Origin of the sequence: Halopiger xanaduensis SH-6, from assembly GCF_000217715.1 — an archaeon.
GTDB lineage: Archaea > Halobacteriota > Halobacteria > Halobacteriales > Natrialbaceae > Halopiger > Halopiger xanaduensis.
Genome location: NC_015666.1, coordinates 1,036,693 through 1,060,544, shown reverse-complemented (window position 1 = coordinate 1,060,544; position 23,852 = coordinate 1,036,693). Strand labels below are relative to the sequence as shown.

The window sequence follows — 23,852 nt, the reverse complement described above, 5'->3', positions numbered from 1 at the left end:
GTCTACGCGCCGAAACGGCCGGGCTACGCCGTCGCCAACTCCTCGAAGGCAGCCGCCGCCGTCCGGGTCCCCTTCGAAATGAGTACGTCGCCGCCCTGAATCTCGACGTCGGCGTCGCCAACCAGCAGCCAACCGTCCTCGGGGCGGCGGATCGCGATGATCGACATCGTCGACTCGGTGTCCGGAACCCCGGCGACGATGTCGGTCCCGTCGAGGTCGCTCCCCTCGTCGACCGCGACGCGCACGATGATCTCGTCGCTCTCCTCGACGGCCATCTGGACGACCGGGTGAACGTCGATATCGCGCAATACGCCCTCGCTGATGTCGATCGCCGCGTCGCTGATCACCTCCGTCGCGCTCCCGAGGTGGATCAGTCCCCGGAGCGCGACCGGATCCGACGCGTCCGCGGCCGCCCGCAGCGTCCACGCCTCGAAGCGCGACTCTAAGGCGTCGACCTCGACCTCGAGGTTGCGAACCTCTTCGGCCAGCGCCTCGCTGTCGAAGAGGACGGCGCTGTAGGCCAGATCGACCGCCAGCTCCGAGAGGTTCTTCATGTGGACGATCGTGTCGACGGCCCGCTCTAAGTCCGGGATGTCGGGCACGTCCGCCGAGGGCCGTTCGTACTCGGTGCCGGTCATCGTCTCACAGACGTCGCCGATCGCGAGTTCGGGACCTCGCAGGAGCGCGACGTCGTTCGCTCGAACCGCCGTCTCCGGCCCGGGGTTCAGGAGCCAGTCGTCACCCCGCCGCAGGGCGATCACGCGCACGCCGGTTTCGGACTCGAGGTCGATGTCCGCGAGCGTCCGGTCGACGTAGACCGAATCGGGGTCGACGACGCCGCGGACGAGCGTCTCGACGGCCTCGGGCAGGGCCGCCCGCATCGCCTCGGGCAGCCCGATGTCCTCGAGGACGACCTTGGCGATGTCGCCGGCCGCGTCGCTGATGTCGTCGGCCGCGCCGACGATGCCGAGCACGGGCGCGAGCTGCTCGGCGTCGTCCGGGCTCCGCGTCGCCATCATCAACCCCATCCGCGCGCGCATCTCGAGGACGTCCATCCGCTCCTCCAGCCGGAGCACCTCCGTCGCGATGTCCTCGCTCGAGTGCAACACCGCGGAGTAGGACAGGTCGATCAGCAGCTCCGCCGTGTCCTTCATCTCGACGAGCACGTCCTTGACGTTGACCGGCTCGTACTCGATCGGTGCCGACGACGTCTCGCCCTCGAGCGGGTCCATACGTCGAACCAGCCTCCCAACCGAAAAAAGCGTTTCCCGCCGGGGAATCCACCCGACGGCCCGTGTGGCGACGTTCTCAGATCCGAGACGAACCGTGTGGATCGACTGTCCCAGCGAGGATCGGAACCCGTTCGTATCAGCGCGGCGAGATTCGATAACTCCCTATTCCCGAACGAACGGAATCGCCGCGGTTGCCTCGGCCCGGTCGCGCTTGTCGCGAATCGCCTCGACGTACGCCTCGACGTCGGCCGCCGAACAGTCAAGCGGTTCCGCGGCCCGCTCGGCGTCCATGTCGAACCAGCCGTACAACACGAAGACGCGCATCTCCGGTTCGGTCAGCAGCGTTCGTTCGCGGAGGACGTCGAGAAGGTCGGCGAACTCGGTCTCCTCGAATCCGTTTGCGAACCGTCGGTACAGCCGATCCTCGACCGCCGACAGGAGGATTTTCCCTTCCTCCTCGTAGAGTCCGACGTCGACGACCGAGATGAACTCGGTGGGAAACGTGCCGAACCGACGCTCCGACGAGTTGACGTGCCCGAACGTTCGGTCCGGTTCGTCGATCGGCGCCGCCGTCGTCCCGTACCGGAGCCACACCTCCTCGTCGTTACGCACGCCGTCTCACCTCGATTCGGCGCGACTCGCGGCCGCTACGCCCACTCGAGATCGAGACGGGACGCGTCCTCGAGCGGCGTCGTCTCATGCCCGTGTATTATCACAAATAGGATATAAATATACTTTTTAAATACAAATACGTATGACATAAAGAGAGCGGCTCGAAGCTGTTGTGTCAACCACACGCAGTACGAAACTGCGGGTTTGGAGCGACGACAGTGGTCGTGCCTGCCTGGCGTACTCCGATCGAGGACAGCGGTCACACCGAAGGAGAGTTCGCAATCGGCCGCTGTGGCGCGCGACTCTCGGATCGAAACCTTCCGACACGGTTTTGGACGGCCGCACTGAATCCACGAGCAATACCAATGCTCGACCGGACCTACCTGCGCGAGAATCCCGACGAGGTGCGCGAGGCCCTCGACAACCGGGACGCCGACGTCGACCTCGACGAGATCCTCGAGCTCGACGAACGGTGGCGAGAACTCAAAGCCCGCGGCGACGAGCTGCGCCACGAGCGCAACGAGATCACCTCGAAGATCGGCAAGTTGGTCGCCGAGAACAAGGAGGAAGAACGCGAGGAGGCCATCCAGGAGTCGCGAGAACTCAAAGCCGAGATCGAGGACGTCGAAAGCGAGGCCGACGAGATCCGGGAGGACCTCAACCAGCGCATGCTCGAGATCCCCAACGTCCCCCACGAGAGCGTGCCGCTGGGGGTCGACGAGCGCCACAACGTCGAGGATCGGCGCTGGGGCTTCGACGACCTGCGAGACGTCCCCGAAGACGTCACGCCCCACTACGAACTCGGCGAGGAGATGGACATCATCGACGAGGAACGCGCCGCCAAAGTCACGGGATCTGGCTTCTACTTCCTCAAGGGCGACGGCGCGCGCTTAGAGCACGCGCTGATCCAGTTCATGCTGGACGTCCACCGCGAACAGGGCTACGTCGACGTCTTCCCGCCGATCCCGATCAAAAGCGCGTCGATGCGTGGCACCGGACAACTCCCGAAGTTCGCCGACGACGCCTACCGCCTCGGCGGCAGCAACGAGGAGGAGTACGACGAGGAGGACCTCTGGCTCTGTCCGACCGCAGAAGTGCCGGTCACCAACATGTACGCCAACGACATCCTCCTGCAGGACGACCTCCCGCTGAAACACCAGGCGTACACCCCCAACTTCCGCCGCGAAGCCGGCGAACACGGCACCGAAACTCGGGGTATCGTCCGCGTCCACCAGTTCAACAAGGTCGAACTGGTCAACTTCGTCGAACCCGAGAACAGCTACGACCGCCTCGAGGAACTGCTCGAGGAAGCCGAAGAAGTGCTCCGGCGACTGGACCTCCCCTATCGCGTGCTGGAACTCTGTACCGGCGACCTCGGATTCAAGGCCACCAAACAGATCGACCTCGAAGTGTGGGCGCCCGCCGACGACATGGAAGACGGGCCCGAGGAAGGTGGCCGCTGGCTCGAGGTCTCGACCGCTTCGAACTTCGAGGACTTCCAGGCGCGCCGCTCGGGCCTGCGCTACCGGCCCGAGCGCCACGAGTCGGCCGAGTACCTCCACACCCTGAACGCGTCGGGACTCGCCATTCCGCGCGTGATGGTCGCCATCCTCGAGTACTACCAGAACGAGGACGGCACCGTCACGGTCCCCGAACCGCTCCGGCCGTACATGGGCGGGCAGGAGGTCATCGAGGGCCACGAGAAGATCGGCGAGGCCGCGCTCGGCGCCGGCGAGCGCGAGTAGCGATAACGAGTACCGCCGCGACCCGGTCGCTCGACGCGCGGTTCGTTCGTCCCGACTCGGTTGAACCGATCTGTTTCCCGTCTCGTTGAAATTCAGTTCGAGACTACGGTTTGAAATTCGTTACCGTATTCGGAAACCGACCGTCGCTACAGTATGAAATACATGCTGTGCGAATTTTCTTTCACCTGTAGAATGGACTTATTAATCGCCCCGTAATTGGTTCGCTTGCAAGCCAGTCGCCAGGGGCTTGCCGTACGCGTGAACGTATCGTCGATGGCTGGCCTGATTCACCAGCCATTTTCGCCGAACAAACCGACGAGTGATACGCGCGTAAACTCGTTCTCGAGGAGGCAGTACGGACTTCGACGGCCGAACATGTCGATGCGTAGACCGCCGGCTACGCAGCGGCAACCTCGGCGGGACAAAAATCAAAAACCGAAACCGCGAACGGCGAGTCGCGACGCCGCTTAGATGTAGTCGATCTGCTCGGGCAGTTCGAGCTTCATGCCCTTGCGCTCGCGGATCTCCATGATCTTCTCGCGCTGGAGCGAGTCGGACATGACCTCGAAGCCGGCGTTCTCCGTGTTCCAGGAGGCGCGGCCCTCGGTCGCGGAGCGGATGTCCGAAGCGAAGCCGATCATTTCGCCGACGGGCGCGATACCCTCGACGACCATGAGGTCACCCTCCTGGTACATGTCGTCGACGCGGCCACGGCGGCCCTGAATCTCGCCCGAGGCGGCGCCCATGTGGTCGTTGGGCACGTCGATGCGGACGTCCTGCATCGGCTCGAGCATCTTGATCTTGCCGTTGATCAAGGCGTTGTGAACCGCTTCGCGGACCGCGGGGATGACCTGAGCCGGACCGCGGTGGATGGTGTCCTCGTGGAGGCGGGCGTCGTGCAGGCGGATGAGGGTCCCCTGGACCGGCTCGTTCGCGAGCGGACCGTTGTCCAGGGCCTCCTCGAGCCCTTCGACGACCAGTTCCATCGTCTCGTTCAGGTGCTGGATACCCTTCGTGTCGTCGATGAGGATGTTCGTCCCGTGGATCGTCTCGACGTTCTGGGACGTGTCCTTGTCCATGCCGGCGTCCTGCAGGGCCTCGCGGCGTTCCTGCTCGGGCATGTCCATCGACGCCTCGCCGAGCTGGATGGTCTCGACGAGTTCGTCGTTCATCGGTTCGATGGAGATGTAGAAGCGGTTGTGGCGGTTCGGCGAGATGCCCTCGACCTCGGCGCTTGCCTCCTGGGGCTGCTCGCGGTAGACGACGATCGGTTCACCGGTGTTGACCGGAATGCCCTGGTTCTTCTCGATACGCTGGGTGATGACCTCGAGGTGAAGCTCACCCTGGCCGGAGATCAGGTGCTCGCCGGTGTCCTCGTTGATGTTGATCTGGATCGTCGGGTCCTCCTTGGAGACCTGGCGCAGCGTCTCGATCAGCTTCGGCAGGTCGTCCATATTCTGGGCCTCGACGGACTTCGTAATGACCGGCTCCGAGATGTGTTCGATCGACTCGAACGGCGTCATCTCGACGCTCGAGACGGTCGAGCCGGCGATGGCGTCCTTCAGGCCGGTGAGGGCGGCGATGTTCCCCGCCGGTACCTCGTCGACTTCCTCGCGTTCACCGCCCATGAAGATCCCGACGGACTGGACGCGGTTCTTGCCCGCGGTCCCGGAGACATACAGCTCCTGGCCCTTCTCGAGGGTGCCCGAGAAGACGCGGCCCGACGCGATTTCGCCCGCGTGGGGGTCCATCGAGATGTCGGTGACCATGAAGACGACGTCGCCGTCCTCGTCGACGAGGCGCATGCCCTCGGCGAGTTCGGTATCGTCGTCACCGCGCCAGATACGCGGGATACGGCGGGGCTGCGCGTCGACCGGGTTCGGGAAGTGCTCACAGACCATGTCGAGCACGACGTCCGACAGCGGCGTCTTCTCGTGGAGTTCCTGGCGCTTGTCGTTGCGCTCGAGTTCCATGATCTCGGCGAAGTCCATGCCGGTGCGCTGCATCGACGGCATCGAGACGCCCCACTTGTACAGCGCGGAGCCGAAGCCGACGGTCCCGTCTTCGACGGAGACGGTCCAGTCCTCGATGTCGTCCATCTCCTCGGTCATGCCGCGGATGAGTTCGTTGACGTCGCGGATGACCGACAGGAGTCGCTCTTGCATCTCCTCGGGTCCTTCCTGCAGCTCGGAGATCAGGCGGTCGACCTTGTTGATGAACAGGGTCGGCTTGACGCCCTCGCGCAGCGCCTGTCGCAGCACCGTCTCGGTCTGGGGCATGGCCCCCTCGACGGCGTCGACGACGACCAGCGCACCGTCAACGGCGCGCATCGCACGGGTCACGTCGCCGCCGAAGTCGACGTGGCCCGGCGTGTCGATGAGGTTGATGAGGTGGTTCTCGCCCTCGTACTCGTGGGTCATCGACACGTTCGCCGCGTCGATGGTGATGCCGCGTTCCTGCTCGTCTTCCTCCGTGTCCATCGCGAGCTGTTCGCCGGCAGTCTCGTCGGAGATCATGCCCGCACCCGCGAGGAGGTTGTCAGAAAGGGTCGTTTTCCCGTGGTCGACGTGAGCGGCGATGGCGATGTTCCGGATGTTCTCCGGTTCGTCCATCAGCCGTTCACACTCTTGGACGATCTTCTTGCGTCGGCCCATATACCCCCCATTACCGCCAGCGGGGTCAAAAGGGTAGTGTTTCGTCGGCGCCGGAATCCGCCGCGTTTCCCGGCCGGCCGGCGTGAATATCCAGTTTGCGTGAGTGAATACCACGCAACGATTACCCGGCCGCGAGGCGCCGTCAGCCCTCCAGGCGCGGTCGGTCGCCGTCAGCGAGACCGGGCGTAAGAGACATACAGCAACAGCCCTTGGTATCGGTACGCATGGATATACGAGTACAGGGATCCGGTCCGACCGCACCCTTTCTCAGTGCCCGCGACCTCTTCGAGACGGAACACGACCTCGCCCGCCCGGTCCACGTCCGACTCCGCGACGATCCCGACGAGCGGACCTGGGCCGGCCACTACGACGATCGGCACGTCCTGAACATCTCCCGGCAGGCCGCTTCGTCGGCGATGGCCCGCGAACTCGCCCTCCACGAGTTCGCCCACATGGCCCGTCACGAGCAGGAACACCCCTCCCATACCCAGTCGACCGAGGAAGTGCTCTACCTCGCGCTGGCCGGGAAGAGCGTCGAGCGGCGCAAGCTCTCGCACTGCTACCAGATCGCCAATCACATGAAAGACATCTACGCCGACGACATCACGCTCGCCGTCGGCCCCGGCGAGAAGCTGCTGTCGTACCTCGAGTCGAGCCTCGCCGCCGCCGTCGCCGACCGACCGGACACCCCGCTCCGGCCGGGACTCCAACGACTGTCCGCCAGCGCCGACCCCGAGATCACGGCGGTCAACGCGGCCTTCGCGCTCGCGCTCGGGGAGCGCCACGACCTCATCGACGACCACCACCGACTGTACGACCTCGCGCACGCGGCCGCGCAAGATGCGCCCGACGTCGACTTCGAGGGGTTCAAGCGCCGCTTCCGGGAACTCGCGCGCGAACCCGACTCGAGTTCCTACCGGCAGGTGCTCGTCGACGCGACGCGGTCGTACGTCGACGGCGCCAGTGGCGGCGAGATGGCTGCCGACTGAGCGACGTCGGCCTGCTCGCGAGCGCGCGGTTGCTTTTCATCGCTTCCGACGAGCGCGACTGCGGTCGAGCTATCGGCCTCGTCACCAGCTACCGGCCTCGAGCGACCGACTAGCGGGGCGTCTCGAATCGGGAGGGGGGAAACCGAGTCACGGGACCGAAAAGAGGGATGCGGGAGCGCCGGCATTGTCACTACCGGAGAGTGGGTCGGCACCGAGAAACGAATAGAGAACCGCTATACAGCGGTTAGCGTGCAGCCGCCGCGACGCGCTCTTTCTCTTCCTTCTGGCTGACCGCGTAGGTCTGGACGTCGTAGTTGGCCGCGCCGATGAGCTGGTTGGCGATGGCCTCCTCGACGGGCGTCGCCGTCTTGAACGAGTCGTTGTAGACGCCCTCGGCGAGGAACTTCAGGGCCTGGTCGACGCGTCGCTGGGGGGCGACGTCGACGGCCTTCGGGACCGAGATGCCACCGTACTTCAGGCGGACGGTCTCCTCGCGCGGGGCCGCGTTCTCGACGGCGGTGACCAGCACCTGAATCGGATTGTCCTCGGTGCGCTCGTGGACGATCTCGAACGCCTCGCGAACGGCGTTGAGCGTCTTCTGCTTCTTGCCCGTGTTCTCCTCGGTCTGCATCAGGCGGTTGATGAACCGCTCGACGATGGAGATCTGGGACTTCTTGAACTGCTTGCTGGCGTGGCGGCCCGCGGTGTGTGCGACCGGGGTCACCGTGATGTAGCGCTCGGTCGAGGGATCGGCGTACTCGATCTCGCCGAGCTCCCACTCGCCGAACAGCTGTGCCGACACGTCTGCGCCGCCCGCGGGGGCGTCCGGATCGGGTTGATCTTCGACAGCCATGGTTAGCGAACGGGTTTCTCCGCGTTTCCGCGAACGAGTTCCTTCAGCGCGACGCCGTTGACCTTGTCAACCTTGTAGTTGACGCCGGAGAGGTCACCCATCGCGCGACCCTTTGCGCCACCGATCCCGGCGATGGTGACTTCGTCGTGTTCGTCGATGAACGAGATGGCGCCGTCACCGGGGCAGAACGCGGTGACCTGCTTCCCGTTCTTGATCAGCTGCACTCGAACGCACTTTCGGATCGCCGAGTTGGGCTGCTTCGCCTCGATGCCGACCTTCTCCAGCACGATGCCTCGACCCTGGGGCGCTCCCTCGAGGGGGTCGGACTTCTCGCGAAGTCCGCGGGCGCGGCGCGCGTAGTCCGAGTCGGACCACCGCTGCTCCTGGCGGTCCTTCTTGAGCTTGCGCGCGGCGTACTTGCCGTTTGCCATAGTACCCGTCGCTATCCGACGAAGGCACTTAAGCGACCCGTTTCGAATCGGCGCGACGCCTCGAGAGCGCTCGAGGTACCCCGTTCGCCGAATCTGAGCGGGTTTCGCCGATTCGAGTTACGGCCGGAGCGCGGGTTAGCGCACCTCGGCGGGCGGGAGGTTTCCGAACGCGTCGTCCCCGGAGCATCGATCACCGCCTGTTTCCGAGTATCGGGTCGGACGACTCGACCAGCATCGACCGCTCGAGGTCGTCGACCGACGCCCGGCCCAAGAGCCCTATCGCGAGGTCGAGATCCGCGAGGAAGTTCCGGCAGACCTCGCGGACGCCGTCCGCGCCGTCGATCGCGAGCCCGTAGACGTACGGTCGACCCAGCAGTACCATCTCCGCGCCGAGTGCGAGCGCGACGTAGGCGTAGGCCTCCGGCTCGAGCGCCTCGCGCGCGGCCGCCTCGAGGTCCTCGAACCGCGGCGACACCGACGGCAGCCGGTCCGCCAGTACGTGTAGACCTCGACGAGTCGCTCGCGTCCGTAAGACGGTCCGTCAGTCATAGCCACCCGTTCGCAATCTGACGAAAAATACCTTGGCACCAGTTCACAGAGAGGATGACAGAGTCAGTGCACTCGGCGAAATACAGCGCGCGATAGCGAGAAACGCGGACGCGGTTCGAACGGGGAACGACCCCCGGCTACAGCAACTGGATGTCCTCGATGCCGAAGTGTCGCTTCGCGAGCCGCCGCGCGGTCTCGATCGTGCGGCCGTTCGAGCCGATCGCGACGCCGCGGTCCTCGGTCGCGACCTCGACGTAGGCGACGGTGTCGCCGTTCTCGCTGATCGTCACGTTGTACACGGCCGCGGGCGCGAGCGCGTTCGCGACGAACGCCTCCGGATCGTCGGCGTCTTCGACCAGCCGAACCGACGCATCGACCTGCTCCTCGAACCGCTTGACCGTGCGGCCGTCGGGGCCGATTGCCTCGCCCAGTTGTCCGCTCGAGACGACGACGATCAGCCGGTCGTCGTCTGCGGCGTCGGCATCGGCGTCTGCGTTGACGTTGGCGTCGCCGGCGCCATCCACAGTCTGCCGAATGCAGTCTTTGCCGTCGACGCCCGTCACGTCCTCGAAGGCCGCGAGGTACTGACGGGCTTCGTCGTCGAGGGTAACGCCCATCGATTAGTCGGCCTGCGTCTCGCCGCCGCTGCCACGGCCGCTCCCGCCGTCGGGGACGGTCGATCCCATCCGGAGGTCGACGTCGCCGGTCCCGAGCTTGATCGGCTTGCCGACGATGACGTTCTCGGTGACGCCCTGGAGTTTGTCGACTTCGCCGTGGATGGCGGCGTTGAGCAGGTGGTTGACCGTCACCTCGAACGCGGCGCGCGCGAGGACGGAATCCTTCGAGCCGGAGATGCCGTGGCGGCCGATCGACTCGATCTCGCCGCGGTTGGTCATGATGTCCGCGACCAGCATCAGGTGGCGGACGTTGACGTCGTCCAGACCCTGCTCGGCGAGCGTGTTGTTGGTCTCCTCGATGATGGCCTCGCGGGCGGCCTCGATGCCGAGGTTGCGGTGGATCTCGTGGATGTTGTTACACGTGGTGCGGGAGGCGTCGACGCCCTCGATCTCGAGGACGTCGCCGAAGGCCGACCCCTCGGTGTAGAGGACGAACTCCTCGTCGCCGTGGTCCATCTCCTCGCGGCGGATGACGACGCGGGAGATGTCCTCGATGCCCTTGAACGTGATCTCGCGCAGCTCTTCGACCAGTTGCAGGAGGTCGCGGTACGAGGGCTCCTCGGGACCGAACTGGATCTGGGTGCCCTGCTGGATCGCCTTGACGCCGAGGTTGTCCTCGATGATCTCGGCGACCTCCTCGGGCTCGATCATGCGCTCGCGCAGCGTGTCCTCGTTGAGCGATATCTGGACGCGCATGTCCGCGACGTTGGTCGAGACGTCGCCCAGCGCGAGGATCTTCGTCGCCTCGATGTTCCAGACGACCTCGTGGGCCTTCTCGCGCTCGGTGGCGTACTCGTCCTCGAGGTAGACCGTCATCATCGGCGTGTCCGGGGTCTTCCGGGCGTCGACCAGCTCGATCAGCCGCGGCAGCCCCTGGGTCACGTCGATCTCCGCGACGCCCGCGTAGTGGAACGTGTTCATCGTCAGCTGGGTGCCGGGTTCGCCGATCGACTGCGCCGAGACGGTGCCGACGGGGTCGAGCGGGTCGACGCGCGTGTCGACGTAGCGGGACTCGACCGCCTTCGCGAGTTCGTCGGCGTCCTCGACGGTCGCGTCCGTGCGCCCCTCGAGTTCCTCGTAGACGTTGTCCTTGAGTCGGCGGGGGAGGTCGGTATCTTCGACGACGACGATCACGTCGTCGCTGACGTCGTAGTCGACCTCAGTCATCGGAGCTCACCCCCTTGCTCTGACCCTCGGAAAGGCGACCGTCCGCGTGCTCCGAGAGGTTGGTCGGGCGCGGCTTGCTGCCGAGGAACTCCTCTCGCTCCTCCTCGGAGTCGAACTCCGAGTCGAGGACGCGGCTCGCGATCTGGGCGACGTCGATGTTGTTCTCGTCGCCCGAGGAGACCTTGACCGGCGAGGTGCCGTCCTCGCCGAACTCGAACTGGACGATGGTGTCCGAGGTGTCCCGGACGGTGCCGTCGTACTGGGTCTCGAGTTCGGACAGCGCGTTGATCAGGCGACGCTGCAGGTAGCCGGACTTCGAGGTACGGACTGCCGTGTCGACCAGACCCTCGCGGCCACCCATGGCGTGGAAGAAGAACTCCCGCGGCGTGAGGCCGCTCGTGTAGGAGTTCTCGACGAAGCCGTGGGCCTCCGCGGAGAGGTCGTTCGGCTCGTAGTGGGAGAGGGTGCGATCCTCGTAGCCGCGGTTGATGCGCTCGCCCCGAACCGCCTGCTGGCCGACAGCGCCGGCCATCTGGGTCAGGTTGAGCATCGATCCGCGGGCGCCGGAGTTGGCCATGACGACCGCCGGATTCTCGTCGTCGAAGTGCTCGTCCGCGATGTTACCCGCGTTGTCGCGAGCCCGCGAGAGCGTCTGCATGATCTTCATCTCGAGGGTCTCGTCGATCGTCCGACCGGGGAGACTCTCGAGTTCGTTGTTCTCGTAGGCTTCGATGAGTTCCTGGACGCGGTCGTAGGCGTCGTCGATGGTCTCGTCGATGCGCTCCTGGGCCTCCGTCGGGATGGTCTCGTCGTCGATCCCGATCGAGAACCCGAAGTGCATGATCGCGCGCATCGCCAGCGTCGAGACCTCGTTGATGAAGATCCGGGCGCGGGTGTTGCCGTAGATCTTCGTGATGGTGTCGACGATCTCGCCGCCGAACTCGCCGACCTCGTCCTCGGCGATGGTCCCCTCGACGAGCTGGCCGTCCTCGATGACGACCTGGTCGCCGACGGTGCCGGTGAACTCGAGGTTCAGGTCGTCGGGCAGCAGCTCGGAGAAGACGTCGTAGCCGGTCCAGAACGGCTTGCCCTCGTCGTCGATGCCGCTGGGTTCCGGCAGTTCGTCGATCCGGGTCGCACGCAGCAGGTCCAGGGCCTGGGTCTCGTTGAACCGCGGGTTGTCCGCGGTCAGCAGGTACATCCCGGAGATGTGGTCCTGGATGGCGCCGATGATGTTCTCGCCGAACCGGGGGCTCAGGATCTGTTCCTGCACGCGCATGAGGACGCGCGCTTCGGCGCGGGCCTCCTCGTTCTGGAGCGCGTGCATGTTCATCTCGTCGCCGTCGAAGTCGGCGTTGTACGGCGGACAGACGACGGTGTTCAGGCGGAAGGTCTTGTACGGCATGACCACGACCTCGTGGGCCATGATCGACATCCGGTGCAGCGACGGCTGGCGGTTGAAGATGACGATGTCGCCGTCGACGAGGTGGCGGTTGACCTCCCAGCCGGCCTCGACCTTCTCGGCCAAGGCTTCGCAGTTCTTCTCGGTCACCTTCAGCCGGCGGCCGTCCGGTCGGCGGACGTAGTTCGCGCCGGGGTGTGCCTCGGGCCCGTTGGCGACGAACCGCCGCGCGTCCTCCAAGTTGCGCTCGGTGACGTTCATCGTCTGGGTCATCTCCTTCGCGACGCGGTCGGGGACGCCGACCTCGTTCAGCGAGAGCGTCGGGTCCGGGGAGATGACGGTCCGGGCCGAGAAGTTCACGCGCTTCCCGGACAGCGAGCCGCGGAAGCGACCCTCCTTGCCCTTGAGACGCTGGGAGAGGGTCTTCAGCGGCCGGCCGGAGCGGTGGCGGGCCGGCGGCGTGCCCGAGATCTCGTTGTCCATGAAGGTGGTGACGTGGTACTGGAGGAGTTCCCAGAGGTCCTCGATAATCAGCTGGGGTGCACCGGCCTCGCGGTTCTCCATGAACCGCTGGTTGATCCGGATGATGTCGACCAGCTTGTGGGTGAGGTCGTCCTCGGAGCGCTGGCCGTTGTCCAGCGTAATCGACGGCCGCGCCGTCACGGGCGGGACCGGAAGGACGGTCAGGATCATCCACTCGGGACGCGAGCGATCGGAGTCGATGCCGAGCACTTCGATGTCCTCGTCCGGGATGTCCTCGAACCAGTCGCGGATGTCCGAGGGCATCAGCTTGTTCGTGTCCTCCTCGGTCAGGTCGATATCCAGGGCCTTCTCGATGGCCTTGCGCTGGCTCTCGCGCGGGCGGAACGAGCCCGAGAGGATCTCGTTGACGCGCCCGAGGTCGATGTCGGTCTCCTCGGCGAGTTCGTCCGGCGACATCCGCTCGCCGTCCTCCTCGCCCTGCATCGCGGCGGCGATCTGCTGGGAGTACTCGCTGGTGAGGACCTGCTGGACCTCGTAGTAGGTGGTCGGCTTCTCGTGGTCGATGTCGTACTGGATCTCGCCGCAGAACGGACAGCGATCCTTCTTGCGGGCCTGTCGAATCGCCGCCTTCGTGACGTCGTTCAGGTCGCGACCCAGCTTCCGGGACTCGTCGAGCTGGCCGCGGAATTCGTCGCGCTCGTCCTCGGTGAGCAGGAGTCGCGAACACTCCCGACAGGTACCACGCAGCAGGCGGCGGATGAGCTTCGTGAAGCCGACGTGGATGACCGGCGCGGCCAGTTCGATGTGGCCGAAGTGGCCGTTACAGGAGCCCGAGTGCTTGCCGCAGGTCTTGCACTCGAGGCCGGGGTCGATCACGCCCAGACGCGGGTCCATCAGCCCCATGTCGATGGGGAACCCGTCGTCGTCGTAGGTGTCGGCGGTGATGATCTTCGTCGCGCTCATCTCCCGATACTCCTCGGGCTCCATGAGCCCGAAGTTGATCGATCCGATGTCTTTTGGTGTACTGTTTTGCATGGTGTGAGGCGTTAGACGGCGTCCTCCAGTTCGAGTCGCGGTGCGATGCCGAGCGCCTTCATCTCGTCGAGCAGGAGCTTGAACGCGTAGCTCATCTCGATCTCGTGGATGTCGGTCTCCTCGTCACAGTTCGGACAGTAGACGCGGCGTTGCTCGACGTTCTCGACGGCGCTCATCCCGCAGTTCGCACAGATCGGGATGTACTCCCGGTCGGACTCGTCGAGCAGGCGCTCCTTCAGGGTCATGGCGGCGCCGTGGCCGATGAAGACGTCCCGCTCCATCTCCCCGATACGGAGCCCGCCCTCGCGGGCGCGACCCTCCGTGGGCTGGCGGGTCAGCACCTGCACGGGACCGCGCGAGCGGGCGTGCAGCTTGTTCGAGACCATGTGGTAGAGCTTCTGGTAGAAAATGACGCCCACGAAGATCTCGGCCTCGATCTTCTCGCCGGTGACGCCGGAGTACATCGTCTCCTTCCCGGAGGATTCGAAGCCGGCCTCCTCTAAGCCTTCGCGGAGCTTGTCCTCGTCCTCGCCGAGGAACGGCGTCCCGTCGACGCGCCGGCCCTCGAGCGAGCCGAGCTTGCCCCCGATCATCTCGAGGATGTGCCCGACGGTCATCCGCGAGGGCAGCGCGTGCGGGTTCAGCACGAGGTCGGGGACGAGCCCGCTCTCGGTGAACGGCATGTCCTCCTGGGGTGCCAGGTGACCGACGACGCCCTTCTGACCGTGTCGCGACGCGAACTTGTCCCCGAGTTCGGGGATGCGCTCGTCGCGCACGGAGACCTTCGAGAGCTTCGAGCCGTCCTCGCCCTCCATCAGCGTGACCGTGTCGACGACGCCCGATTCGCCCGAGCGCATGGTGACGGAGGTTTCGCGGCGCTTCTGGGGCGAGAGGCCGCCCATGTCGTCGGGCTCCTCGAGGAACCGCGGCGGGCTCGTCTTGCCCAGCAGGACGGAGTTCTCGTCGACCTCCGTCTCGGGGTTGACGAGACCGTCCTCGTCTAAGTGCGCGTAGGCGTCCTCGCCGCGGGCCCCGCGGACGTCCTGGGAGGGGATCTCGAAGCGGTCCTCCTGGCCGCCCGGATATCGGCGCTCCTCGCCCTCGTAGGTCCGGAAGAAGTGGGAGCGAGCGAGCGCGCGCTCGACGCTGGCCTTGTTCATGACCAGCGCGTCCTCGATGTTGAACCCCTCGTAGCTCATGACGGCCACGACGAAGTTCTGCGCGGCGGGGCGGTCGTCGTATCCGATCTGCTCGGTGGTCTGGGTCTTGACCATCGAGAGCTGCGGGTAGTGCAGCAGGTGCTGGCGGGTGTCCGGCCGGATCCGATAATTAGCCGACGGGAGGCCCAGCGACTGCTTGATCATCCCCGCCCCCATCGTAATACGCGGACTGGCGTTGTGCTCGGGGTAGGGGATCATCCCCGCACCGATCGAGAACATCAGCGAGGGGTCGATCTCGAGGTGCGTGTGCTTCTCGGTCAGGTCGTCTTCGTCGACGGCGACGAGGATGTCCTCTTCCTCCTCGGCGTCGATGAACTCGATGTAGCCGTGGTCGACGAGGTCGTCGAACTCGAGGTCGTCGTCCTCCATCGCTTCGATCTCCTCCTGGGAGATGCGGGGTTCGCCGTCCTCGACGACCAGCAGGGGGCGTCGCGCGCGGCCGGCGTCGGCGTTGATGATGACCTCTCGGGTGCGGTCCTTGACCGAGACGTTGACCATCTCGCTGACGTCGCCGATGCGGCGCGCTTCGCGGATCTGTTCGGCTAGCTCGTTCGGGTTCGGGTGCGTTCCCACCAGCGACCCGTTCACGTAGACTTTGGCTTCGCGTTCTTGGCTGCTCATGGATTAGTCGTCCGCCGCGGATGTCGATCGTTCGATGCTGTCGATGCCCGGAATGCCCTCGACGCCCATCGAGGCGAGTTCGCGCTTCAACGCCTGCTCGTCCTCGATGTTCTGCGAGAGCTCGACGGCCTGGGCGAAGTTCTTCACCAGGCCACAGTTGGGACCCTCAGGCGTCTCGGAGGGGCCGATGCGACCCCACTGGGTCGCGTGCAGGTCCCGCGCTTCGAAGTGCGGCTGCGAGCGCGAGAGCGGGCTGCGCAGGCGCCGCAGATGCGAGAGAACCCCCATGTAGTTGGTGCGGTCGACCAGCTGGGAGACGCCCGAGCGGCCGCCGACCCAGTTTCCCGTCGCGATCGGGTGCTCGAGGCGTTCGGTCAGCACGTCCGACCGAACGACGGTCGAGACCGAAAGCTGCCGGTTGCGCATGTTGGCGCGCTCGAGCTGGTACTTGACGTCCCGGGCCAGCTTGTTCAGCGCGGTCCGGAACAGGTCCTTCATCAGGTCGCCGGAGACCTTCAGGCGCTTGTTGGCGTAGTGGTCCTTGTCGTCGGCCTCGCGGCGCCCGAGCGCGAGCTCGAAGCAGGCCTCGGCCATCCGACAGAGGTAGTGAGCCTTGTTGATGCGGACGTCCTCCTCGTCGACGCCGTCCTCGTGGAGGTGCGGCAGGAGGTACCGGTCGATGACGTAGTTGGCCCGCTTGAGCTGGTAGTTCTTGCCCTGGCCGGAGGCGACGCGCTTCCCGAGGGCCTCGATGGCCTCCTCCTCGGTCTGGACCTCCGCTTCCTCCAGGTTCTCGAGCATGTACTTGACGACCTCGGGGTCGTTGGAGACCTTGTGGACGATCTCCTCGTCGGACTCGAGCCCCAGCGCACGCACGAGGGTGACGAAGTTGATCGAGCCGGAGACCGAGGGGAACGACACCTCGAGCAGGCCGTCTCGCGTCCGTTCGCAGAGAACGAGCGCGCGGTAGCCGCGGCGCTGCGAGAAGGTCTTGGCGACCTGAATCTCGTCGCCGTACTTGGTGTCGTACTCGGCGAGGATCTTGTTCGGCGCGAGGTCCTCGCTGGTCATGAGGACCCGCTCGGAGCCGTTGACGATGAAGTAGCCGCCGGGGTCGGCGGGGTCCTCGCCGATCTCGACGAGTTCCTCGTCGGAGAAGCCGGCGATGTTACACTTCTCGGAGCCGACCATGATCGGCATCCGACCGATCTTGGTCTCCGTCGAGTCGACGACGCGTTCGTCGCCCTCCTCGCCCTTGACGATGGACATCTCCATGAAGACGGGCGCGGAGTAGGTGATGTTTCGCAGGCGTGCTTCCTGCGGATACAGCAGCTCCTCGGAGCCGTCGGCCTCCCGAACGCGAGGCGTGACGACGCGCACGTCACCCAGTTCGACGTGAACCGGTTCCTCGCCTTCCTTGTCGCCGATGTCGGTGTCGATCGTCTCCTTCTCGTCGACGACCTCCTGCATCCCCCGGTTGAGGAAGGCGTTAAAGGAGCGGTAGTGGTGTTCAGCGAGCCGTTCCCTCGAGAAGTATTCGCGCGAAATTTCCCGCCGCGTGTCGCGATCCAGTTCCATTGCCATTTATTCCACCACGAGTCGATATACGACTGCCTGGTCGGTTGTCCGTGAGTCCCGAACGATCTTGATGACGTCGCCGACCTCCGCCTCGTCGGGGAGAGCGGGGTCGTTGCGCTTGATTTTCGGCAGATCTGTGCGATCGATGTCGTACTCGTCGAGCACCTCCTCGAGCGTCTCCTCCTCGAGGACGGTGTGCTCGGGTACGAGTTCGTGTTGGCTTACGTCTACCATGTGTTGTGGGTGTGCGTGTCGGCTATCGGGAGAGAAGCGGCTGTCACGAGATACTACAGTTAGATACCGGCGGGAGGCATTTAACGGTTACTAACTCGACCCACAAGCACGGCTACCCGGCCGGCCGATCCGGTCCGGAACGACCGAGCACGTCTGAGAGTACCTGACTATCGGTTAAATTCCTTGTGGGTCGTGCGAGTAACTGACATCCCCGGGTCGTTCCGGACGGCGACGCGTCCGCTCGAGGACGGCGGCCGCCGCGAGGGGCTACAGATACCCCAGCAGCGTCCCGGCGAGGACGGCGATCCACCCGACGGCGCCGACGACGAGCAGATCGTTGAGTCGACCGTCGCGGGTCGCCCGGCCGGCCGCGCTGCCGGCGATCAGTCCCAGCGCGGCGACCACGAGCATTCGCTGGAGGACGACGTCGACCGGTAACACGTCGACGCCCAGTAACGCGTAGTCGAGCCAGATCGCCGCCGCGAGCGACAGCGACGCGGCGAGGGCGGCGTCGAGTCGCCGCTCGAGGCCGCTCGCGATCGCGTAGGCCGCGACGGGGAGTCCGACGGCGATGACCGGATACAGCAGTCCCGCGATCATGTGCGCCGTGAACGCGTCGACGGTCCGGTCCAAGGCGATGCCGGCGATACGGACGCCGAGGACGATCGCCAGGATCGTCGCGGCGAGGACGAGGTGGCGCGCGTCGACCCGCTCGGCGGCGGCCGCCAGCCGCGCCCGATCGGTCTCGGTCACGTGGGCGGCGACTCGCTCGCGGAACCGTTCGCGACGGGTCGTCGAGCGCGCGTCGCGCCGCGCCGCGAGTCCGAGGGCGACCGGCAGGATCGCCATCGCGGTGAGGTCGACCCGCGTCGCCCAGCCGTCGGCGTCCGACCCGCGGGCGTTGCCGAGGTAGATCCGCTGGACGTCCTCCTGGACGTCGACCCCGGGAATCGCCATCAGATCCGCCTCGAGTCGCGCCTGGGCCTGGGCGGAGCCGTGGACGCGGTGGCGCAGCGTAAACCAGTCGAAGTGCTCCGAGTGCGTCTGCATGACGATCCACCGATCGTCGGGGTTGGGACTCTCGTACGCGCGGATGTGGTAGCGGTGGCCGTAGTACTCGCCGTCCTCGAGTTGCAGGGTCTCGGTGGTCCAGTACCCCTCCTCGTCGGGCCCCGGATCGAGGTAGGCGTACCGGGTCGCCCCGTCGGCCTGCGACCACGGGATCGACGTCGGACCGATCGCGGTCGAACCGTTGGCCTCGGCGGTAGCGTTCGGCTCCGGGGGCGGCACCGAACTGTTGTCGGGTGCCGCCGCCGGAATCGTCTCGTTTTCGGTCTCGGTCTCGTTTTCGGCTGCGTCGACGAGGTCGCCGGACTCGAGGTGGTCCTCGGCCGTCTCGTTCCAGTCGCCGTCCCCGTGTTCGGCTAACAGGCGGACGATCTGGTCGGTCTCGCCGCGGACGATCACGTTGATCGGACTCCGTTTCTCGTGGGCGGTTTGCGCGCTTAAGTACGGCCAGAAGCGACTGTCGCTGCCCTCGAGCGAGACGAGTTCCGGCTCGGGTTCGGACGCGGACTCGGTCGCCGGATCGGAAGCCACCTCGTCGCTCGCGGGGGTGAAAAACAGCGACGGCCCGCCGACGAACAGGAACGCGACCGCGACGACGACCGCGGCGATGACGAGCGAACGGCGCATGTCTCCTGCACTAGCAAGGGCGAGTACATCAATGTGACTGCTCGCGGCGCCTCGAGGCGTGATCGAGACCGCGAGGCGAGCGCCCGCTGGGAAGGGGAGCGGCCGAGAAGCGAGTCGACAACCGAGAACCGAGCGTCGGTTACGCGTCCGCGTCCGGGCCGACCGTCAGGACCGGCACCGACGCGGTCCGGACGACGCGCTGGGAGACGCTCCCGACGACGTTGTTCTCGTAGTCGTCGCCGCTGGTTCCCATGACGATCAGGTCGATCCCGTGCTCGTCGGCGTAGTCGACGATACACTCCGCGGGATTGCCGGTCTCGACGGCCGTCTCGACGTCGAGGTCGTGGTCGGCCGCGCGGGTCGCCGCCGCGTCGGTCGCCTCGCGGGCGCTCGCCTCGAGGTCGCTGCGGACGTCCGCGACGCGGTCGTCGTCGAGGACGAGGAAGGCGCGATCGTCGACGACTGAGAGGACGTGGACCGCGGCGTTCCGCGTCGTCGCGATATCGATCGCGTGGGCGGCGACGGTCTCGGCGTGGTCGCTCCCGTCCGTCGGAAAGAGGATCGTCTCGTACATCGAGTCGAACCTCTCGCGCTCGAGGAAAAATACGTTCGGTCTCTTCTCCGGCGGCGGGAACGAGCGGCCGTTCGCGTCGGCGGTCCGACGGCCCGGGCGGTCAGCAGCCGATCACTCGACGTTCGGATTCGGGTTCGAGTTCGGGTTCCGATCCGAATCAGGGGTCGCCTCCGTGTCCGCGTCCGCCTCCGAACTCGCCGGCGCCGCGTTCGCGTTCGCCTTCCAGTTCAACTCGAGTTGGATCGTCTCGCGGTCGCCGCGGAACATCGTCGAGCGTTCGATCACGTCGACCGACAGGTCGATCTCGTCCGGCGGGTTCAGTGAGACGGTCTTGTTTCCGACCTCGACGTTGATCTCCCGGCCGCCCTCGCCGAACTCCTCGGCGAGCCGGTGGAAGTACGCCGCGAGTTCTTCGCGCGCGATGGTTTCGTCGGCCGTCGTGCGCTGTGCCATACCGCTAGTCACACGCTCGGCACCGCAAAAGTATGGGTTGCAAACGCCGCCTCAACGCAGGCTTACTGACTGTTGACGGGGTGAAACTGATAACTACGTGATAGGGGGTCACCGGCGCCTCGGCGAACGGCGCTCAAAAGAGGTTCGCCTGCTGATAGACCGAGATGCCGTCGTCGGTGAGTTCGTACGGCTTCTTCTCCCGGGAGTGGTTCGCGTCCCGGATCTTCTGGATCTCGATCGCCAGCCGCGTCTCCCGGAAGTCGTCCGGCCGGACGTACTGCATCACGAAGACCGCGTCCGTCAGGTACTCGACGATCCCGTGGCGCGAGTTGTAGGGGTTCTCCGCCGCGGCCTCGCTGGTCAGCAGGGCGGTGACGCCGGCTTCCTTCAGCCCGCGCGCGAACTCGTAGATTTCGTTGCGCCGCTTCGCCCGGTCGTCGTACATCATCTCGAGCAGCGAGACCGAGTCCAGCACGAGCCGCTCGGCGCCGAACTCGTCGACGAGCCGCGGGAGTTCGTTGCGGATCGACGCCAAGCTGTTGGTCATCTCGACCGGATCGAGGTCGACGATCGCGAGCCGATCGTCCGCGAGGAACTCGTCGAAGGCGTACCCCTTCTCGCGCGCGCTGTCGAGGACGCGCTGCCGGCTCTCCTCGAGGGCGATGAAGACGGCGGGGTCGCCCCGCTCGAGGCCGTGGTTGAGAAACTGCAGGCCGAAGGTGGTCTTGCCGGTGCCGGCGCTGCCGATCGCGACCATCAGCGACCGTTCGGGGACGCCGCCCTGGATCATCCGGTCGAGTCCCTCGACGCCGAGCTCGATGCGGGGGAGCGCCGAGTCGACGTCGTCGTCGAACTCGGGTTCGCCCTCGCCGTCGAAGCCGAAGTCGAGGTCGCCGAAGCCCTCGGGATCGGGACCGGAGCCGACGTCGGGGACGTCGACGTTCTGCAGCGCCGCGCCGAAGTCCTCCTCGAACAAGCTGTCGCCCTCGCCCGTCCCGGCGGAGTCGCTCGAGCCGTCGTTCGTCTCGACGGGAGCCGGGCCGGCGCCGCTCGCGTCGACGCCGCTCGAGTCGCCGGCGGCGTCGGTTCCAGGGTCGAACTCCGATCCGGCGGAGAACGTGTCGGAATCGAAGGCGAGTTGGTCCGCTCCGTTCGGCTCGTCCGACTCGTTCGGTTCGTCCGCCCCGTCTGCGCGTTCCGCTTCCGTTCCGCCGGAGGCGTCCGCCTCACGCGTCCCGTCCGCACCGTTGGCGGCGTCGGCATCCTCGCCATCCGCAGCCTCGTCGTCGATCGCCCGCTCGAACCAGTCGTCGTCACTCACGGCGACCACCCGCTGCTGCAGGCCGGTCGTCGAACGCGGTCGAGAGTGAGAGCGGTGATCACCATGGCAGCGATCGCGACGAGTCCGTCGCCACGACGTTCAGATAGGTCGAATGTACCCGTCCAGCTTAATGGTGTTGCCCGTCGATCCGCGAAGCGGGGCTTTTTGACGACGGGGCGGGTAGCCGCCGACGATGGACGTCGCCGTCGGAATCGTTGCCCAGCGGAACAACGCGCGTGCACAAGAGCTCGCCCAGACGCTCGTCGACACCCTCGAGCGCGAGTACGAGGGCGTCGCGACCGTCGTCGACGAACTGACCGGCGCCGCGATCGACGCCGACGGCGTCCCGATCCCCGCGATGGGCGACCGCGATTTCGTCGTGAGCATCGGCGGCGACGGCACGCTGCTGTTCGTCGCCCGCGAGGTCGGCGCCACGCCGATCCTCGGGGTCAACCTCGGCGAAGTCGGCTTTCTCAACGCCGTCGCGCCCGACGACGCCCGCGAGGTCGTCACCGAACTGGTCGGACGGCTCCGCGAGACGGAATCGCTCGAGGGCCGGAAGCTCGCCCGGTTGCAGGCCAGCGGCGCCGACGGATCGTGGACGCTCGATCCGGCCCTCAACGAGGTGGTCGTCCACGGACCGCGGCGGGGCCACGGCGGCGGGGCGACGATCGACGTCGAAATCGACGGCCAGCGGTACACGACGAGCCGCGCCGACGGCGTCCTCGTGGCGACGCCGACCGGATCGACCGCCTACAACCTGAGCGAGGGCGGCCCGCTGGTGCAGCCGGCGGCCGACGCGCTGGTAGTCACGCAGATGGCTGCGGCCGACGGAATGCCGCCGCTGGTCGTCGATCCCGACGCCGAGATCACGCTGACGGTCTCGAGTGCCGAGACCGCGTACGCGATCAGCGACGGCCACGACCGGCGAGAACTCGAGCCGCCCGCGACGGTGTCGATCGCGGTCGCGGACGAGCCCGTCACGCTGGTCGGGCCGCAGGCGAACTTCTTCGACGCGCTGGAGAAGTTGGAGTGACGAGTTAGGCGCTCTCGTTGTCGCTTTCGTTCTCCATGTCCTGCCCGTTGCCCGTTCCCTCTTCGGCCTCGAGTTCATCGTCCGACTCGTTCGACTCGTTGGATTCGTTGGATTCGTTGGACTCGTTACCGGTCTCGTTGCCGATCGCGGTCTCGTTTTCAGTTTCGTTATCGGACTCGTTGCCGCCGATTTCGGTCTCGTTCTCGGTCTCGTTTTCGGTTTCCGTCCCGATGCCGGTGTCGTTCCCGGTCTCTTCTGTCTCGTTGCCGGCGCCACCTTCGGTCTCGTTCGTCTCGTTGCCGCCACCGCCGGGTCCACCGCAGCCGGCGAGGACCAACGTCGACGCCGCGGCCCCGAGCATTCCGATCGTCTGACGACGCGTCTGTTTACTGTCTCGAACCATGTACCAGCGTCTTGCCCTCGAGTTCCATAAACCGATAGCCGGCATTCGCGTAGTTTCGGACGGTAGCGACCGATTATAGCCGATTCTGCGCATTGGTACCGAGATTCACTCGAGTGCGGACATGACGAGTACGCTAGGCTTTCCAGCAGGTTCAAATCCTCCCGGTCGATACGGGGTGACATGGAGTTTGCCGTATCGCGGGCCGGAACGGCGCACGTCACCCTTCACGGCGGCGCCGACGCAACTGCCTGCGCCGACGCGCGAACGGAGTTCGCGACGACCCTCGAGCGGCTCGAGGCCGACGGCGCGATCGCCGACTGGGAGATCGCCGACGCCGACGTCTACGAGCACCCGGCCGCCCCGTTCGATCCGTACACGATCGCCCTCGAGTTCACCGTCTCGGTCACCGTCGAGGCCGACGACGCCGAAACGGCGTCCGAAATCGGCGCCGAAACGATCGGCGACGTCCTCGAGCGCGCCGATCTGAGCGCCGTCTCGTTCGCGACGGCGCCGGCGGCATCGGCGGCCTGACGACGCCGACCGGGCGCCGCCGAGGCCACCGCCCGAACTTATGGCGTTTCGCGACGACTAGCCGGTATGGAGATCGATCTGCGATTTTTCGCCACCTTTCGAGACGCGGTCGGCGACAAGGAGCGCACCCGCACGGTCGACGCGGACGCGACCGTCGGCGACGTCCTCGCCGCGCTCGAGGACGAGTACGAGGGCCTCGACGGACGGCTCCTGACCGACGACGGCGAGGCCGTCCGCGAGCAGTTGAGCGTGCTCAAAAACGGGCGCAACGTGGCCCACATGGAGGGTCCCGCCACCGCGCTCGATGAGGGCGACGTGGTGTCTGTGTTCCCGCCGGTCGCGGGCGGCTGAGACCGG

The 23,852-nt window shown here is 66.1% G+C and carries 20 protein-coding genes and 2 pseudogenes; 5 read left to right on the top strand and 17 right to left on the bottom strand.

The genetic code is table 11. The features are described from left to right. Positions 1-23 precede the first annotated feature (23 nt). On the bottom strand, positions 24-1,232 hold the full coding sequence (locus tag HALXA_RS05215; RefSeq protein ID WP_013879265.1) for a potassium channel family protein: 1,209 nt from the start codon (positions 1,230-1,232) through the stop codon (positions 24-26). A gap of 162 nt (positions 1,233-1,394) precedes the next feature. After that, positions 1,395-1,844 (bottom strand): hypothetical protein, encoded by a 450-nt coding sequence (locus HALXA_RS05210; RefSeq protein WP_013879264.1) that lies wholly within the window; start codon positions 1,842-1,844, stop codon positions 1,395-1,397. Between the two features lie 365 nt (positions 1,845-2,209). Between HALXA_RS05210 and serS the strand changes: the two genes are divergently transcribed. Next, positions 2,210-3,589, top strand: a complete 1,380-nt coding sequence (gene serS, locus HALXA_RS05205) for a serine--tRNA ligase (protein WP_013879263.1) — start codon at positions 2,210-2,212, stop codon at positions 3,587-3,589. 467 nt (positions 3,590-4,056) lie between these two features. Here the strand turns inward: serS and HALXA_RS05200 are convergent, their stop codons facing one another. After that, positions 4,057-6,243: an elongation factor EF-2 gene (locus HALXA_RS05200; protein WP_013879262.1), complete on the bottom strand. Its 2,187-nt coding sequence runs from the start codon at positions 6,241-6,243 to the stop codon at positions 4,057-4,059. 224 nt (positions 6,244-6,467) lie between these two features. Between HALXA_RS05200 and HALXA_RS05195 the strand changes: the two genes are divergently transcribed. Beyond that, positions 6,468-7,232: a DUF5781 family protein gene (locus HALXA_RS05195; protein WP_013879261.1), complete on the top strand. Its 765-nt coding sequence runs from the start codon at positions 6,468-6,470 to the stop codon at positions 7,230-7,232. Positions 7,233-7,476: 244 nt separating this feature from the next. Here HALXA_RS05195 and HALXA_RS05190 read toward each other — a convergent pair whose 3' ends face one another. The 13 genes and pseudogenes from HALXA_RS05190 to HALXA_RS05130 all read right to left on the bottom strand — a co-directional run bounded on the left by HALXA_RS05190 (position 7,477) and on the right by HALXA_RS05130 (position 21,534). Further along, positions 7,477-8,085 carry a 30S ribosomal protein S7 gene (locus tag HALXA_RS05190; RefSeq protein ID WP_013879260.1) on the bottom strand — a complete coding sequence of 203 codons (609 nt, stop codon included), beginning with the start codon at positions 8,083-8,085 and terminating at the stop codon, positions 7,477-7,479. A gap of 2 nt (positions 8,086-8,087) precedes the next feature. Further along, positions 8,088-8,516 carry a 30S ribosomal protein S12 gene (locus tag HALXA_RS05185; protein ID WP_006671958.1) on the bottom strand — a complete coding sequence of 143 codons (429 nt, stop codon included), beginning with the start codon at positions 8,514-8,516 and terminating at the stop codon, positions 8,088-8,090. Positions 8,517-8,706: 190 nt separating this feature from the next. Then, positions 8,707-8,934, bottom strand: a pseudogene (locus tag HALXA_RS05180) (alpha-hydroxy-acid oxidizing protein); the annotation flags it as partial. A 268-nt stretch (positions 8,935-9,202) separates the two neighbouring features. Continuing rightward, positions 9,203-9,682, bottom strand: coding sequence for a NusA-like transcription termination signal-binding factor (locus HALXA_RS05175; protein ID WP_013879259.1), 480 nt, complete (start codon positions 9,680-9,682; stop codon positions 9,203-9,205). Between the two features lie 3 nt (positions 9,683-9,685). After that, on the bottom strand, positions 9,686-10,909 hold the full coding sequence (gene rpoA2 / locus HALXA_RS05170) for a DNA-directed RNA polymerase subunit A'' (RefSeq protein WP_013879258.1): 1,224 nt from the start codon (positions 10,907-10,909) through the stop codon (positions 9,686-9,688). Further along, complete coding sequence (locus HALXA_RS05165; RefSeq protein ID WP_013879257.1) at positions 10,902-13,829, bottom strand: DNA-directed RNA polymerase subunit A'; 2,928 nt, start codon at positions 13,827-13,829, stop codon at positions 10,902-10,904. The genes rpoA2 and HALXA_RS05165 overlap by 8 nt, the downstream gene beginning before the upstream one ends. An 11-nt stretch (positions 13,830-13,840) precedes the next feature. After that, positions 13,841-15,670: a DNA-directed RNA polymerase subunit B gene (rpoB, locus tag HALXA_RS05160; RefSeq protein WP_013879256.1), complete on the bottom strand. Its 1,830-nt coding sequence runs from the start codon at positions 15,668-15,670 to the stop codon at positions 13,841-13,843. Between the two features lie 3 nt (positions 15,671-15,673). Further along, positions 15,674-17,254 (bottom strand): DNA-directed RNA polymerase subunit B'', encoded by a 1,581-nt coding sequence (locus tag HALXA_RS05155; RefSeq protein ID WP_049895188.1) that lies wholly within the window; start codon positions 17,252-17,254, stop codon positions 15,674-15,676. After that, complete coding sequence (locus tag HALXA_RS05150) at positions 17,255-17,482, bottom strand: DNA-directed RNA polymerase subunit H (RefSeq protein ID WP_013879254.1); 228 nt, start codon at positions 17,480-17,482, stop codon at positions 17,255-17,257. It lies immediately after the preceding gene. A 267-nt stretch (positions 17,483-17,749) separates the two neighbouring features. Next, positions 17,750-19,177, bottom strand: a complete 1,428-nt coding sequence (locus HALXA_RS05145) for a hypothetical protein (RefSeq protein ID WP_013879253.1) — start codon at positions 19,175-19,177, stop codon at positions 17,750-17,752. Positions 19,178-19,316: 139 nt separating this feature from the next. Continuing rightward, positions 19,317-19,751 (bottom strand): universal stress protein, encoded by a 435-nt coding sequence (locus HALXA_RS05140; RefSeq protein ID WP_013879252.1) that lies wholly within the window; start codon positions 19,749-19,751, stop codon positions 19,317-19,319. Between the two features lie 210 nt (positions 19,752-19,961). Further along, positions 19,962-20,204, bottom strand: a pseudogene (locus tag HALXA_RS05135) (amphi-Trp domain-containing protein); the annotation flags it as partial. A gap of 133 nt (positions 20,205-20,337) precedes the next feature. Continuing rightward, entirely contained in the window at positions 20,338-21,534 is a 1,197-nt protein-coding gene (locus tag HALXA_RS05130; RefSeq protein ID WP_013879250.1) for a KaiC domain-containing protein, read from the bottom strand. Between the two features lie 184 nt (positions 21,535-21,718). Between HALXA_RS05130 and HALXA_RS05125 the strand changes: the two genes are divergently transcribed. Further along, a complete protein-coding gene (locus HALXA_RS05125; RefSeq protein WP_013879249.1) occupies positions 21,719-22,561 on the top strand; it encodes an NAD(+)/NADH kinase in 843 nt (280 codons plus the stop codon). A gap of 4 nt (positions 22,562-22,565) precedes the next feature. Here HALXA_RS05125 and HALXA_RS05120 read toward each other — a convergent pair whose 3' ends face one another. Continuing rightward, a complete protein-coding gene (locus HALXA_RS05120; protein ID WP_049895185.1) occupies positions 22,566-22,964 on the bottom strand; it encodes a hypothetical protein in 399 nt (132 codons plus the stop codon). A gap of 180 nt (positions 22,965-23,144) precedes the next feature. Here HALXA_RS05120 and HALXA_RS05115 point away from each other — a divergent pair, with 180 nt between their 5' ends. Continuing rightward, complete coding sequence (locus tag HALXA_RS05115; RefSeq protein ID WP_013879247.1) at positions 23,145-23,495, top strand: hypothetical protein; 351 nt, start codon at positions 23,145-23,147, stop codon at positions 23,493-23,495. 66 nt (positions 23,496-23,561) lie between these two features. Next, positions 23,562-23,846, top strand: a complete 285-nt coding sequence (locus HALXA_RS05110) for a ubiquitin-like small modifier protein 1 (protein WP_013879246.1) — start codon at positions 23,562-23,564, stop codon at positions 23,844-23,846. Positions 23,847-23,852: the final 6 nt, after the last annotated feature.

Excerpts from the sequence above, each read along its gene's own strand:
- rpoB (WP_013879256.1), bottom strand. The coding sequence starts at position 15,670 with ATGAGCAGCCAAGAACGCGAAGCCAAAGTCTACGTGAACGGGTCGCTG.
- HALXA_RS05150 (WP_013879254.1), bottom strand. The coding sequence starts at position 17,482 with ATGGTAGACGTAAGCCAACACGAACTCGTACCCGAGCACACCGTCCTC.
- HALXA_RS05115 (WP_013879247.1), top strand. The coding sequence starts at position 23,145 with ATGGAGTTTGCCGTATCGCGGGCCGGAACGGCGCACGTCACCCTTCAC.
- HALXA_RS05190 (WP_013879260.1), bottom strand. The coding sequence starts at position 8,085 with ATGGCTGTCGAAGATCAACCCGATCCGGACGCCCCCGCGGGCGGCGCA.
- HALXA_RS05155 (WP_049895188.1), bottom strand. The coding sequence starts at position 17,254 with ATGGCAATGGAACTGGATCGCGACACGCGGCGGGAAATTTCGCGCGAA.
- HALXA_RS05195 (WP_013879261.1), top strand. The coding sequence starts at position 6,468 with ATGGATATACGAGTACAGGGATCCGGTCCGACCGCACCCTTTCTCAGT.
- HALXA_RS05110 (WP_013879246.1), top strand. The coding sequence starts at position 23,562 with ATGGAGATCGATCTGCGATTTTTCGCCACCTTTCGAGACGCGGTCGGC.
- HALXA_RS05200 (WP_013879262.1), bottom strand. The coding sequence starts at position 6,243 with ATGGGCCGACGCAAGAAGATCGTCCAAGAGTGTGAACGGCTGATGGAC.
- HALXA_RS05185 (WP_006671958.1), bottom strand. The coding sequence starts at position 8,516 with ATGGCAAACGGCAAGTACGCCGCGCGCAAGCTCAAGAAGGACCGCCAG.
- HALXA_RS05215 (WP_013879265.1), bottom strand. The coding sequence starts at position 1,232 with ATGGACCCGCTCGAGGGCGAGACGTCGTCGGCACCGATCGAGTACGAG.
- HALXA_RS05175 (WP_013879259.1), bottom strand. The coding sequence starts at position 9,682 with ATGGGCGTTACCCTCGACGACGAAGCCCGTCAGTACCTCGCGGCCTTC.
- HALXA_RS05165 (WP_013879257.1), bottom strand. The coding sequence starts at position 13,829 with ATGCAAAACAGTACACCAAAAGACATCGGATCGATCAACTTCGGGCTC.
- serS (WP_013879263.1), top strand. The coding sequence starts at position 2,210 with ATGCTCGACCGGACCTACCTGCGCGAGAATCCCGACGAGGTGCGCGAG.
- HALXA_RS05140 (WP_013879252.1), bottom strand. The coding sequence starts at position 19,751 with ATGTACGAGACGATCCTCTTTCCGACGGACGGGAGCGACCACGCCGAG.
- rpoA2 (WP_013879258.1), bottom strand. The coding sequence starts at position 10,909 with ATGACTGAGGTCGACTACGACGTCAGCGACGACGTGATCGTCGTCGTC.
- HALXA_RS05145 (WP_013879253.1), bottom strand. The coding sequence starts at position 19,177 with ATGCGCCGTTCGCTCGTCATCGCCGCGGTCGTCGTCGCGGTCGCGTTC.
- HALXA_RS05120 (WP_049895185.1), bottom strand. The coding sequence starts at position 22,964 with ATGGTTCGAGACAGTAAACAGACGCGTCGTCAGACGATCGGAATGCTC.
- HALXA_RS05125 (WP_013879249.1), top strand. The coding sequence starts at position 21,719 with ATGGACGTCGCCGTCGGAATCGTTGCCCAGCGGAACAACGCGCGTGCA.